At 73.6% G+C, this 14,753-nt stretch carries 4 protein-coding genes; 2 read left to right on the forward strand and 2 right to left on the reverse strand.

The genetic code is table 11. From position 1 onward, the window contains the following. Positions 1-162 precede the first annotated feature (162 nt). Together sbnB and sbnA are read right to left on the reverse strand one after the other, a co-directional pair. Positions 163-1,188 carry a 2,3-diaminopropionate biosynthesis protein SbnB gene (gene sbnB, locus AB0H37_RS44165; RefSeq protein WP_360618706.1) on the reverse strand — a complete coding sequence of 342 codons (1,026 nt, stop codon included), beginning with the start codon at positions 1,186-1,188 and terminating at the stop codon, positions 163-165. Positions 1,189-1,216: 28 nt separating this feature from the next. Beyond that, the gene (sbnA, locus tag AB0H37_RS44170) at positions 1,217-2,182 is read right to left on the reverse strand and encodes a 2,3-diaminopropionate biosynthesis protein SbnA (protein ID WP_360618708.1); all 966 of its coding nucleotides are present in this window, start codon (positions 2,180-2,182) and stop codon (positions 1,217-1,219) included. 236 nt (positions 2,183-2,418) lie between these two features. On the opposite strand from sbnA, the gene AB0H37_RS44175 reads away from it, so the two are divergent. Next, the gene (locus AB0H37_RS44175) at positions 2,419-4,023 is read left to right on the forward strand and encodes an amino acid adenylation domain-containing protein (protein WP_360618709.1); all 1,605 of its coding nucleotides are present in this window, start codon (positions 2,419-2,421) and stop codon (positions 4,021-4,023) included. Positions 4,024-4,483: 460 nt separating this feature from the next. Next, positions 4,484-14,753, forward strand: a 10,270-nt coding sequence (locus tag AB0H37_RS44180; protein WP_360618711.1) for an amino acid adenylation domain-containing protein, incomplete at its 3' end; no start/stop codon positions are given.

A 14,753-nucleotide genomic window follows, 5' to 3' on the forward strand; every position in this document is an offset into this window, starting at 1 on the left:
GAAGTCGGTGAAACTCCACTACGCCAGGAGGTCCTCTTGCTGATCAAAGACCTACCGGTCAGGTGTCACCAAGATCATGGCCAAGTACACCTAGCCCGCCGAGCCCGGGTCGGCGAGCGCCGAGGCCCTCGCGCTGCTCGGCTCGCTCGCCGCGACCGGGCGTCAGCCGTAGCGCTTCATCTCGTGGAAGAAGCCGGGGACGGTGTTCAGCGCGCCCGACGACGCGACCTGGTCGTAGACGTACTTCGCCACGGCCAGGTCCAGGACGCCGAGGCCGAACGGTGAGAAGACGACCGGCTTGTCGGCGGGCGGGGCCGTCGTGCCCGTCAGGACGTCGTACAGGGTCCCGGCGACGAAGTCGCGGTGGCCGGCCCGCTGCTCGGCCAGGTGCGGGGACGTGTCGGCCTTCAGGCAGTGCTCGACGTCGTCCACGACGTTGTACGACGACAGGATGATCTCGGGGGAGAGGTCGCGCAGCGACACGTGCAGGACGAGGGGGTTGTGCGCGAACCAGCCCGGGTCGGTGACGTGCGGTTCGCCCGCGACGGTCGCGAAGACGACCAGGTCGGACGAGCGGATCAGCGACTCGGCCGAGTCGTGGATCGTGATCGCGCCCTTCTCGGTGCGCTCCAGGTAGCCCTGGAAGCCCTCGGCGTGCTCGCGTGACAGGTCGTGGACGCCGAGCTCGTCGAAGGTGAAGCCGTTGCCCGCCAGGTAGGTGTGGATGTAGCGGGCGATGAGGCCGACGCCCACGAAGCCGATCCGGCGGGGGCGCCCGCCGCGGCGGTCGGCGAGGGCCGCGGCGGCCAGCGCGGCGGACGCGGCGGTGCGGGCGGCGGAGATGATGGAGCTCTCCAGGCACGCGAACGGGTAGCCCGTCTCGGCGTCGTTGAGGATCAGCACGGCCGACGCGCGCGGGACGCCGCTCGCCACGTTGCCCGGGAAGCTGGAGATCCACTTGATGCCGTGCACGCCGACGCCGCCCTTGACCGAGGCGGGCAGGGCGATGATCCGGTCGGACGGGCGGTCGGGGAAGCGCAGGAAGTAGGAGTCGGGGTTGACCGTCAGGCCCTCGCCGTGCAGCCGGTAGGCCGCCTCGACCATCCGGGTGACCTCCGCCTCGCGCCCGGCGACCGCCTCGTGGACCTGGGCGCCGGAGACCACGGCGAACGTTGGGGCCTGCGTCATGGGCGGAACTCCGTATTCCTGTAGATGATCAGTCGCCGAGGATAGCGGCCGGGTCGCCGAAGTGTTCGCGCAGCCAGTTCTCCTCGTAGAGGGAATCGAGGTAGCGTTCGCCGAGGTCGGGGGCGATGGCGACGGCCACGGGGTCCTCGCCGGGGTACTTGGCCTCCAGCCAGCGGGAGGCGCCCGACACCACGGTGCCGGTGGAGCCGCCGAACAGGAACCCGCGCGAGGCCAGCGCGTGCACGGTCCGGATCGTGTCGGTCTCGGGGACGTGCACCACGTCGTCGATGAACGACTCGTCCACCAGCGCCGGCTTGCTGCTGGTGCCGAGGCCCGGGACCATCCGGCGCTCGGGGAGGCCGCCGAAGGTCACCGAGCCGACCGCGTCCACCGCCACGATCGTGACGGGCCGGCGGTGCTCGCGGAAGTAGCGGGCGCAGCCCATCAGCGTCCCGGTCGTCCCCGCGCCGACGAACAGGACCTCCAGGTCGGGGAACTCGCGGTCGATCGCCGGGGCGGTCCCGCGGTAGTGCGCCAGCCAGTTGTTGCGGTTGGCGTACTGGTTCAGCCACACGTACCCGCCGCCGGACGCGCACAGGTTCCGGACGTAGTCGATGCGCCCGCCGAGGTAGCCGCCGTTGGCGTCCCGGTCGGACACCACGCGCACCTCCGCGCCGAGGGCCCGCATGACCCGCATCGACGCCGGGTTGCAGCGCGGGTCGGTGACGCACACGAACCGCAGGCCGCGGCTCGCGGCGATCAGGCTGAGCGCGATCCCGAGGTTGCCCGACGACGACTCCACGATGATCGAGTCAGGGGTGAGCGCGCCGTCCCGCTCGGCCGCCTCGACCATCGCCGCGGCCGCCTTCAGTTTCACCGAACCGGCAAAGTTGAAGCCCTCGCATTTGAGGTAGAGCGGGCGTTCGATGACAGGCCGAAGATCGACGTAAAGGTCGTCGACATTGAATTCCTGCGGCGAGGTTATTATCGGCACGCTGCCACCCTGAAATGAAGAAGCAATTCCCTCGTCTTCCCCCGAAGTTCGCCGCGGGCTTCACGCCAGAGCCATGGCGAGGCATCACGGTACCTTCGGGCATCTTGCTGCCGCAACCCCCTGATTACCCGCCGGTAGGGCAGAATGCGTGGTGCTTCTGCCGGGCCGGACTTAGGCTATGGCGGCCGCTTGTTTTGCTGTTACAGCGGAGAAGTTCTACAACACGGAGAGTAAAGATGAGTGCTCGCGGACCCGCCGTGGACCGGCTGCTCCCCCTGGCCGGGCTGCCCGCCCTGGACGTGCCCGCGGCGCAGGCGGAGCGCGCCCGCGAGCTGGCCGCGCGGCTCGGGATGCTCCGCGAGCGGGACGTCGACCTCGCCGGCCCGGTCATCGCGCGGGTGGAGCGGATCGCCGCCGAGCGCGACCGCCCCGCCGTCGCCGACGAGCACCGGACGCTCTCCTACGCCGAGCTGGCCGCCGAGGCGCGCCGGCTCGCCGCGCTGCTGGAGGACGAGGGCGTCCGCCCCGGCACGGTCGTCGGGGTGGGCGGCGGCCGGTGCGCGGGCGTCATCGCCGCGTTCCTCGCGATCGAGCTGGTCGGCGCCCTGTACGTCCCGGCCGACGAGACCTGGCCCGCCGCCCGCGTCCGCGACGTCCTCGGCCAGGCGGGCGCGTCCGTGCTGATCACCGTTGACGCTCAGGACCGCGCAGCGGCCGGGGAGCGTGGTGTGTGGTCCTCCCGCGATGACGCGCGGGAGGTCGCGCCGGCCCTGCTGGAGGGGGCGGCGGAGGCGGGGTGCCGCGTCGTCGGCGCCGCGCGGGCGGACGGCCTCGCCCCGTGGGCGGGGGAGCCGCGCCTGAGCGCGCTCGACCAGCCCCGCTACGTGCTGTTCACCTCGGGGTCGACGGGCCGCCCCAAGGGCGCGGTCGTCGAGCACCAGGGCATGCTCAACCACCTCTGGGCGAAGGTCATCGACCTGGAGCTGACCGGCGACGACGTGGTCGCGTTCACCGCCCCGCTGGGGTTCGACATCTCGATCTGGCAGATGCTCTGCCCGCTGCTGCTGGGCGGCCGGGTGGACGTGATCGGCGACGAGGTGGGCCACGACCCGGTCGCGTTCGCCCGCGCGGTGGACGGGCAGGGCATCACGGTCGTCGAGCTCGTCCCGACCATGGTCAGGCACCTGCTGGACGACCTGGCGCCCGGCGCCTCACCGGCCCGGGACGGCGGGCCCCGCCCGCTGGCGGGCCTGCGCTGGATGATCGCCACCGGCGAGGAGCTGCCGGCCGAGCTGTCCCGCCGCTGGCTGGAGGCGATGCCGCACGCCCGGCTGCTGAACGCCTACGGCCCCACCGAGTGCTCCGACGACGTCACCCACCACACCGTGACGGCCGGTGACCTGGACCTTCTCCGCCTGCCGATCGGGACGCCGATCGTCAACGCGCGCCTGTACGTGCTGCGGCCGGAGGCGGACGGCGCCACGGCCGACGGCACCTGGTCGGCGTGCGACGTCGGCGAGACCGGGGAGCTGTTCGTCGGCGGCGTGGTGGTCGGCCGCGGCTACCTCGGCGACGACGAGCGGACCCGCGAGGCGTTCTACCGGGACCCCTTCGGCGCGTCCCCGACCGGGCGCCTCTACCGGACGGGCGACGCGGTGCGGCTGCTGCCGCCCGGCGCCGGCGGCGAGGACCGTCCCACCCTCCAGTACCTGGGGCGCGTCGACCGCCAGGTCAAGATCGCCGGGGTGCGGATGGAGCTGGGCGAGATCGAGGCGGTGCTGCAGCGCCACCCGGCGGTGCGGGCCGCCGCGGTGGTGGTGCACGAGTACCCGGGCAGGTAGCGGGCCCGCCGTTCACCGAACGTGACCGGACTGGCCGGATTCGGTTGTCAACCTTTGTCACCCGGCGAGCGTCCGGCCGGTCCGGAACGGACCGGGCGGCCGATGATTTTGTCACTCCTGTTAGCAATGGGGTGGGGCAAGTTCTGCTTTTGAGGGGATTGCGAGGCATGTGACCGGCTGGTTGACTGTGACCCCGCTACTCCTGAGTAGATCGTGGGACGCGGGCGGAAGACGGGCGAGGGCGGAAAGCGGCGGCGCTCCGTATTGGCCGGAACACAGGGCGTTGACTCCGGGATCGTGCGGGCGATGTGCGTCCCCCGGAGGGAACTCGGGGTGAAAGGGGACGGGGAAACCCGATCAGTTCTGTGGTCATTCTCTTTGAATTTCTGCCCGCCGGCGTCTCGCCGGACCCGAATCCGGGCGTGAAGCAAACCCCCTGCGACCGGGAAAGCACCGCTTGATGTCCACCGAGTACGTTCCCCTTTCGGCCGCTCAGCAGAGCGTCTGGTACGCGCAGCAGCTGGCGCCGCGAACGCCGATCCACATCGCGCAGTACATCGAGATCGAGGGCGCGGTCGACCACGAGCTGTTCGACCGGGTGGCGCGCATCGCGGCCCACGAGGCGCTGGCGATGAACGCCCGGCTGGCCGAGCGGGACGGGCTTGCGCACCAGGTGCTCGACCCGGACGCGACCGCCACGATCCCGCTCGTGGACCTGTCAGGGGAGCCCGACCCGGACGCCGCCGCGCGGGCGTGGATGCGGCAGGCGATGGCGGAGCCGCTGCCGCTGGACGCCGAGCGCCTGTACTCCACGGCCCTGCTGCGGCTGGCCCCCGGCCTGCACCGCTGGTTCATCCGCGCGCACCACGTGATCCAGGACGCCTACAGCGGATCGATCATCAGCCGCCGCGCCGCCGAGATCTACACGGCGCTGGCGAACGGCGGCGAGTACGTCTCGGCGGAGGCGGGCGACTACCGCCGGGTCCTCGCCGAGGAGGAGGCGTACCGGGCGTCGGAGAAGTTCGAGCGGGACCGCGCCTACTGGACCGAGCGGTTCGCCGACCGGCCCGTCGCGGTGTCGCTGTCGGAGGAGATGGCCGAGCCGACCGCCGACTACCTGAGTCTCATCTCCGTCGTCCCGCCGGAGCGGACCGCCGAGCTGGCGGTCGGCGCGCGCCGGCTCCGCACCGCGACGCAGGGCCTGGCGATCGCGGCGACGGCCGCGTACGTGGCGCGGATGACGGGCACCGAGGACGTCGTCCTCGGCCTCGCCGTCACCGGCCGCACGACGCAGATCGCGCTGGACACGCCGGCGATGCTGGCGACGATCCTGCCGCTGCGCGTCCATGTCCGGCCGGACATGACGGTGGACGAGCTGGTCCGCGCGGCGACGCGGGCGAGCGCGCGGGCGCTGCGCCACCAGCACTACCGGCGCGAGGACCTGCTGCGGGACCTGAAACTGCTCGGCGAGCGCCGCCGCCTCCACGGGCCGGTCATCAACATCATGGCGTTCGACTACCGGCTGGACTTCGCGGGCCTGCCGGCGCGGATGCACGCGATCACCACCGGGCCGATCGACGACCTGTCGATCAACATCTACGACAACTTCGACGGCGCCGGCATGCGCGTCGACTTCGAGGCGCACCCGGACCTGTACACCGAGGGCCAGGTCGCCACGCACCTGGACCGGTACATCCGGTTCCTGGGCGCGCTCGCCGACGTCGACCCGGCCACGCCGCTCCGCGAGGTCGAGCTGCTCGACGATGCGGAGCGCTCCCGCGTGCTCGAGGAGTGGAACGACACGGCGGCGCCGGTCGAGCCCGCCGTCGTCCCTGAGCTTTTCGAGGCGCAGGCCGCCCGCACGCCGGACGCCCCGTCCGTCACCCGCGGCGGCACGACCCTCACCTACCGGGAACTGGACGAGCGCGCGAACCGCCTCGCCCGCCACCTGATCGCGCGGGGTGTCGGCGCGGAGGACTTCGTCGCGCTGGCTCTGCCGCGTGACGAGAACCTGGTCGTCGCGGCGCTGGCGGTGTTGAAGGCGGGCGCGGCCTATCAGCCGATCGATCTGGCCTACCCGGCCGACCGTGTCGCCTACATGCTGGAGGACGCGGCCCCGGCCTGCGTCATCACGACGTCCGGCGCCGACCTGCCCGGCACCACCCCGCGCGTCCTGCTGGACGCCCTCGACCTGGCCGAGCACCCGGCGGTGAGCCCGTCCGACGCCGACCGCGTCCGGCCGCTCCGGCCGGGCAACGCCGCCTACGTCATCTACACGTCCGGGTCGACGGGACGCCCCAAGGGCGTCGTCGTCTCCCACGCCAACGCCGTCGACCTGTGCGCCTGGGCGGGGAAGGACTTCGGCCCGGAGCGGCTCGCCCGCGTGCTGTTCTCCACGTCGCTCAACTTCGACGTGTCGGTGTTCGAGTGGCTGACGCCGCTCACGGCGGGCGGCCACATCGAGGTCGTCCGCGACCTGCTGGAGGTCGCCGAGCGCGGCGGCTGGTCCGGGACGCTGATCAGCGGCGTCCCGTCGGCGATGTCCGCGCTGCTGGCGACCGGCGCGCTCCCTCTGGACGCGGGGGACGTGGTGCTGGCGGGGGAGGCGCTGCCGGCGCGGCTCGTCCAGGATCTGCGCGCCCTCCTGCCGGACGCGCGGATCTCCAACATCTACGGCCCGACCGAGGCGACCGTCTACGCCGCGGCCTGGTTCGACGACGGCAACGCCGCCGGACACGCCCCGATCGGCGGCCCGATCGCCAACACCCGCGCCTACGTGCTGGACGCGTCCCTGAGGCCCGTTCCGGCGGGCGTGCCCGGCGAGCTGTACCTCGCGGGCGAGGGCCTCGCGCGCGGCTACCTGCGACGCCCCGGCCTGACCGCCGACCGGTTCGTCGCCTGCCCCTTCGGGGAGCCGGGCGGGCGGATGTACCGGACGGGCGACCTCGTCCGCTGGGACGAGCGGGGCCGGATCGAGTACCTCGGCCGCCTCGACCACCAGGTCAAGGTGCGCGGTTTCCGGATCGAGCCGGGCGAGATCGAGACCGCGCTGTCCGCGCACCCCGCCGTCACGCAGAGCGTGGTCGTCGCGCGCCGGGACAACGCGGGCGACACCGTCCTCGTCGCCTACGTCGTGTCGGACGGGGCGGACCCCGCCGACCTGAAGCGGTCCGTGGCCGCCGTGCTGCCCGAGTACATGGTCCCGTCGGCGATCGTCGTCCTGGACGCGATGCCGCTGAACCCGAACGGCAAGCTCGACCGGGCCGCGCTCCCGGCGCCGGACCTGGCCGCGCCCGCGGGCGGGCGCCGGCCGCGCGACGCCCGCGAGGAGGCGCTGTGCGCCGTGTTCGCCGAGGTCCTCGGCGTCGAGCGGGTGGGCATCGACGACAACTTCTTCGACCTCGGCGGCGACTCCCTCAAGGCGACCCGCGTGGTGTCGCGGGCCCGCGCCGCGCTGGGCGCCGACCTGGGCGTCCGCGCGCTGTTCGAGGCGCCGACCGTCGCCGCGCTCGCCGCCGTGCTCAAGGAGGCCGACGGTGACGCCCGGCCGAGGCTCGTCCCCGCCGAGCGCCCGGCCCTCGTGCCCGTGTCGTACGCGCAGCGGCGGTTGTGGTTCATCCACGACCTCGAAGGCCCGAACGCGACCTACCACATCCCGATCCCGCTGCGGCTGACCGGCGAGCTGGACGTCGCCGCGGTCCGCGCCGCGATGCGCGACATGATGGCGCGCCACGAGGCGCTGCGCACGGTGTTCGTGCAGGTCGAGGGCGAGCCGTACCAGCGGATCCTCACGCCGGACGCGATGGCGCGTGAACCGGAGTTCACCGACCTGTCCCCCTTCCGGGGCGCGGGGGAGGGCGTCCCTCCACAGGGAGACGTCACGCCGGAGGACCTCCACGCGGCGGTGTTCGAGTCCGCGACGCGCGGGTTCGACCTGGCCGCCGAGCCGCCCGTCCGCGCGCACGTGTTCCGCCTCGCCGAGGACGACCACCTGCTCCTGCTGGTGATGCACCACATCGCCGGGGACGGCTGGTCGATGGAGCCGCTCGCCGCCGACCTCATCACCGCCTACGCCGCCCGCGCCGCCGGGGACGAGCCGCGCTGGGAGCCGCTGCCCGTCCAGTACGCCGACTACGCCCTCTGGCAGCGGGAGGTCCTCGGCGGCGAGGACGACCCGGGCAGCGTCATCGCCGCGCAGCTGGCCTACTGGCGCGAGGCCCTCGCGGGCCTGCCCGAGGAGCTGGCCCTCCCCGCCGACCGGCCGCGCCCGCCGCGCGCCACCTACCGGGGCGCCCAGCACCCCTTCACGCTCCCGCCCGCCCTGCACGAGGCGCTGGCCGCGCTCGGCCGCGACCACCGCGCCAGCCTGTTCATGGTGCTGCAGGCCGCGCTCGCCGGCCTGTTCACCCGGCTCGGCGCCGGGACGGACGTGCCGATCGGCTCGCCCATCGCGGGCCGCACCGACGAGGCCCTGAACGACCTGGTCGGCGTGTTCGTCAACACGCTCGTCCTGCGCACCGACACCTCGGGGGACCCGACGTTCGCCGAGCTGCTCGCCCGCGTCCGCGAGGCCGACCTCGCCGCGTTCGCCCACCAGGACGTCCCGTTCGAGCGGCTGGTCGAGGTGCTGAACCCGCAGCGGTCGATGGCCCGGCACCCGCTGTTCCAGGCGATGATCTCGATCCAGAACGACCCGTCCGCGCGGGTCGCGCTGCCCGGCCTGACGGTCGCGCTGGAGCCGGTCGACCCGGGCGTGTCCCGCTTCGACCTCGCGCTCCTGGTGGACGAGACGCGGGACGCCTCCGGCGCCCCGGCCGGGATCGCCTGCCGTTTGGAGTACGCGCTCGACCTGTTCGACCCCGAGACCGCCGCGTCGATGGCGGCCCGGCTGGAGCGGCTGCTGGCGCAGGTCGCCGCGGACCCGTCCCTGCCGCTCAGCGCCGTCGACCTGCTGGACGACGCCGAGCGCGACACCCTCCTGCGCGGCTGGAACGCGACCGACCTGCCCGTCGCCCCGGCCGTCGTCCCCGAACTGGTCGAGGCGCAGGCCGCCCGGACGCCCGAGGCGGCCGCCGTGGTCGCGGGCCGGGCGCGGCTCACCTACGCCGAGTTGAACGCCCGCGCGAACCGCCTCGCCCGCCATCTGATCGCGGGGGGTGTCGGCGCGGAGGACTTCGTGGCGCTGGCTCTGCCGCGTGACGAGAACCTGGTCGTCGCGGCGCTGGCGGTGCTGAAGGCGGGCGCGGCCTATCAGCCGATCGACCTGGCCTACCCGGCCGACCGTGTCGCCTACATGCTGGAGGACGCGGCCCCGGCCTGCGTCATCACGACGTCCGGCGCCGACCTGCCCGGCACCACTCCGCGCGTCGAACTCGACGCGCTGTCGCTGGACGGGCTGTGCGGCGACGACGTCACCGATGCCGAACGCGCCCGGCCGCTGCGCCCCGCGAACCCCGCCTACGTCATCTACACGTCCGGGTCGACGGGGCGCCCCAAAGGCGTCGTCGTCTCCCACGCCAACGTCGTGGACTTCTGCGCCGAGTCGATGGCGAGCTACGGACCCGCCCGGATGGCGCGCGTGCTGTTCTCCACGTCGCTGAATTTCGACGTGTCGGTGTTCGAGTGGCTCGTGCCGCTCACCGTCGGCGGCGAGATCGAGGTCGTCCGCGACCTGCTGGAGGTCGCCGAGCGCGGGGGCTGGTCCGGGACGCTCGTCAGCGGCGTGCCGTCCGCGGTGTCGGCGCTGCTGGCGCGCGGCGGTCTGCGGCTGGAGGCGGGGGACGTGGCGCTCGGCGGCGAGGCGCTGCCGCCGCAGCTCGTCCGGGACGTCCGGGCGCTGCTGCCGGACGCCCGCGTCTCCAACATCTACGGCCCCACCGAGGCGACGATCTTCGTCACCGGGTGGTACGACGACGGCAACACCGAGGGCCTGGCGCCGATCGGCCGCCCGATGGCCAACACCCGCGCCTACGTGCTGGACGACCGGCTCGGCCCCGTCCCTGTCGGCGTGCCCGGCGAGCTGTACCTCGCGGGCGACGGGCTGGCGCGCGGCTACCTGCGCCGCCCCGGCCTGACCGCCGACCGGTTCGTCGCGTGCCCGTTCGGCGGGCCGGGGGAGCGGATGTACCGGACGGGCGACCTCGTCCGCTGGAACCGCGCCGGCCACATCGAGTACCTCGGCCGCCTCGACCACCAGGTCAAGGTGCGCGGCTTCCGGATCGAGCCGGGCGAGATCGAGACGGCGCTGTCCGCGCACCCCGCCGTCACGCAGAGCGTCGTGCTCGCGCGCCGGGACGCGGTCGGCGACACCGTCCTCGCCGGCTACGTCGTCGGCTCCGCGAGCCCGGCCGAGCTGCGCGCGTTCGTCGCCGGGACGCTGCCGGACTACATGGTCCCCTCCGCGATCGTCGTGCTGGAGGAGATGCCGCTCACCCCGAACGGCAAGCTCGACCGCGCCGCGCTCCCCGAGCCGGACCTCGCCGCCTCCCTCACCGCCCGCGGCCCCCGCGACGCCCGCGAGGAGATCCTCTGCGGGATCTTCGCCGACGTCCTCGGCCTGGAGCGGGTCGGCGTCGACGACGGGTTCTTCGACCACGGCGGCGACTCCCTCAAGGCGACCCGCGTCGTCGCCCGCGCCCGCGCCGCGCTGGACGTGGAGCTGCCGGTCCGGGCGCTGTTCGAGGCCCCGACCGTCGCGGGCCTCGCCGAGTACATCGCCTCCGCCGGAGGCGCCGGGCGCCCCGCGCTGCTGGCGGCCGAGCGCCCCGCCCCGCTGCCGGTGTCGTACGCGCAGGAGCGGCTCTGGTTCCTGAACCGGCTCGAAGGGCTCACCGCCACCTACAACATGCCGATCCCGCTGCGCCTCACCGGCGCGGTCGACCCCGAGGCGATGCGGGACGCGCTGCGCGACGTCGTCGCCCGCCACGAGCCGCTGCGGACCCTGTTCGCCGACGCCGACGGCGAACCGCACCAGGTGATCGTCGCAGCGGACGAGGCCGACCCGCGCCTGACGGTCAGCGAGCCCGCCGACCTGCGCGCCGCCCTCTTCGCGGACGCCACCCGCGGCTTCGACCTGGCGGCCGAGCCACCGGTGCGCGCCCACCTCTACCGGCTCGGCGACGACGAGCACCTGCTGCTCGTCGTCCTGCACCACATCGCCGGCGACGGCTGGTCGATGGCGCCGCTCGCCCGCGACGTCATCACCGCCTACCTGGCCCGCCGCGACGGCGGCGCCCCCCGCTGGGCGCCGCTGCCCGTCCAGTACGCCGACTACGCGCTCTGGCAGCGCGCCCTGCTCGGCGACGAGCGCGACCCGGCGAGCCTCGCCGCCCGCCAGATCGCCTACTGGAAGGACGCACTCGCCGGGCTGCCCGACCAGATCAGGCTGCCGCACGACCGCCCCCGTCCCGACCGGGCGTCCTACCGGGGCGGCCAGATCGCCTTCGAGGTCCCGGCGGAGCTCGCGGAAGGGCTGCGCGCCCTCGCCCGCGACCACCAGGTCAGCGTGTTCATGGTGCTGCAGGCCGCGCTCGCCGCGCTGCTCACGCGCCTCGGCGCCGGGACGGACGTGCCGATCGGCTCGCCCATCGCCGGCCGCACCGACGAGGCCCTGGACGACCTCGTCGGCGTCTTCGTCAACACGCTGGTGCTGCGCACCGACACCTCCGGCGACCCGTCGCTCGCCGAGCTGCTCGCCCGCGTCCGGGAGACCGACCTCGCCGCCTACGCCCACCAGGACGTCCCCTTCGAGCGGCTCGTCGAGGTGCTCAACCCGGCGCGGTCGCTGGCGCGGCACCCGCTGTTCCAGGTCATGCTGACCCTGCAGAACAACCCCGAGGCGTCGGTCGAACTGCCGGGCCTGAACGTCGCCGTCGAGCCGGTGGACGCCGGGGTCGCCAAGTTCGACCTGGAGTTCCTCCTGGAGGACGCCCGCGACCGCGCGGGCGGGTACGCGGGGACCCTCGAATACGCCCTCGACCTGTTCGATCGCGAAACCGCCGAGCGGCTCGCCGGCTGGTACCGGCGGACCCTGGAGGCGGCCGTCGCCTCCGGCGGCGCCGTCACCGTCGGCGCCCTCGACCTGCCCGGAGCTCCGCAGGACCTCACCCGGGCCCCGCGGTCGGCGGAGGGTCCGAGCGAGAAGCGCCTCGTCGCGTACGTCGTCGCCGCGCCCGGCCAGACCCTCGACCCCGAGGAGCTGCGCGCCCACCTCCGCGAGAGCCTGCCGGAGTCGATGGTGCCCGCCGCCGTCGTCGTCCTGGACGAGATGCCGCTCACCCCGAACGGCAAGGTCGACGCCAGGGCACTGCCGAAGCCGCAACTGACGATCGCCCCGGCGACCGCGTACCGCACCCCGTCGGGGGAGGCGGAGGAGGCCGTCGCCGCCGTCTTCGCCGACCTGCTCGGCGTGGACCGGGTCGGCGCCGACGACGACTTCTTCGCGCTCGGCGGCAACTCCCTCATCGCGATGCGGGTCGTCAGCCGGGTCCGCCGCGCCCTCGACGTCGAGCTGCCCGTGCGGGCGCTGTTCGAGGCCCCGACCGTCGCGAGCCTCGCCGCCCTGCTCGGCCGCGGCGCCGCGCCCGTGCGCCCCGCGCTGGAGCCGCGCGAGCGCCCCGGCGTGATCCCGCCGTCCTACGCCCAGCAGCGGCTCTGGTTCCTCAGCCGGTTCGAGGGGCCGTCCGCCACCTACAACATGCCGACCGCGCTGCGCATCCGCGGCCCGCTGGACGTGGACGCGCTCCGCGCCGCCGTCGGAGACCTCGTCGAACGGCACGAGTCGCTCCGCACGGTCCTGCCCGACAGCGGGGGAGTGCCGCGCCAGCTCCTCCTGGACGCGGCCGCGGCGCGGCCCGAGCTGGAGATCGCCGACACCACTGAGGCGGAGCTGCCGGCGCGGCTCGCGATGGCCGCCGGGTACGCCTTCGACATCTCCGCCGAGCCGCCGCTGCGCACCCACCTGTTCCGGGTCGGGCCGCGCGAGCACGTCGCGCTGCTGCTCATGCACCACATCGGCGGCGACGGCTGGTCGATGGCGCCGCTCGCCCGCGACTTCATCACCGCCTACGCGGCCCGCGCCGGCGGCACGGCCCCGGAATGGGCGCCGCTGCCCGTCCAGTACGCCGACTACGCGCTCTGGCAGCAGGACCTGTTCGGTTCCGAGGACGATCCCGGCAGCCTGATCTCGCAGCAGATCGCGTACTGGCGCGAGGCGCTGGCGGGGCTGCCGGAGGAGCTGCCGCTGCCCGCCGACCGGCCGCGCCCCGCGCAGTCGTCCTACCGGGGCGGGACGGCCCGCTTCCGGCTCGGCGCCGAGGTCCGCGGGCGCCTGCAGAAGATCGCACAGGAGACCGGCGCCAGCCCGTTCATGGTCGCCCAGGCCGCGTTCGCGGCGCTGCTCACGCGGCTCGGCGCGGGGACGGACGTGCCGATCGGCTCGCCGATCGCGGGCCGGACCGACGAGGCTCTGGACGATCTGGTCGGCATGTTCGTCAACATGCTCGTCTTCCGCACCGACACCTCGGGCGACCCGTCGTTCCGGGAGCTGGTGGGACGGGTGAAGGAGACCGACCTCGCCGCCTACGCCCACCAGGACGTCCCCTTCGAGCGGCTCGTCGAGGTGCTCAACCCGCCCCGCCACCTGGCCCGCCACCCGCTGTTCCAGGTCGGGCTGACGTTCCAGAACAACCCGGAGGCGCGGCTGGAGATGCCCGGCTTCAGCGCCGAGCTGGAACCGCTCACCTCCGCGGTGTCCCGATTCGACCTGTTGATGATCCTCACCGAGCGGGAGGACGGATTCGACGGCGAGCTGGAGTACGCGCTCGACCTCTACGACCCGGCCACCGCGCGCGGCCTCGTCGAGCGGTTCGAGCGGTACCTGGAGTCGCTGCTCGCCGAACCCGACGCCCCCATCGGCGCCGCCGACGTCCTGTCGCCGCGGGAACGCTCGCTGGTCCTCGGCGACTGGGCGGGCGGGTCCGCGCGCCCCGCCGAGCGGTCCACGATCCCCGCGCTGTTCGAGGAGCAGGCGGCGGTTCGTCCGGGTGCGGTGGCGGTGTCGTTCGAGGGTGTGTCGTGGACGTACGGGGAGGTGAACGCGCGGGCGAATCGTCTGGCCCGGCGGCTGGTCGAGCGGGGTGTGGGGCCTGAGCAGTTCGTGGCGCTTGCTCTGCCGCGTTCGGCGGAGCTGGTGGTGGCCATTCTCGCGGTGTTGAAGGCGGGGGCGGCCTACGTTCCGATCGATCCGGACTATCCGGAGGACCGGATCGCCTACATGGTCGAGGACGCCCGTCCGGTTTTGACCCTGCGCCCGGAGGATCTCACCGATCTGGACGCGGCCGGGTACGACGACACCGATCTCGGCATCGTGATCTCCCCGGATCATCCGGCGTACGTCATCTACACGTCGGGTTCGACGGGGCGTCCCAAGGGGGTGGTGGTTCCGCATCAGAACGTGGTGCGGTTGCTGCGTTCGACGGAGGGGTGGTTCGACTTCGGTCCGGGTGATGTCTGGACGCTTTTCCACTCTTACGCTTTCGACTTCTCGGTCTGGGAGCTGTGGGGTTCGCTGCTGTACGGCGGCAGGCTCGTCGTCGTTCCCTACCTGACCTCGCGGTCGCCCGAGGACTTCCTCGTCCTGCTCGCCGCCGAGAAGGTCACGGTCCTCAACCAGACGCCGTCGGCGTTCTACCAGCTGATGGCGGCCGACAGGCAGAACCCGGGCAGTGACC

This window comes from Actinomadura sp. NPDC023710, from assembly GCF_040639875.1.
In the GTDB taxonomy this organism is placed as follows: Bacteria; Actinomycetota; Actinomycetes; order Streptosporangiales; family Streptosporangiaceae; genus Spirillospora; species Spirillospora citrea.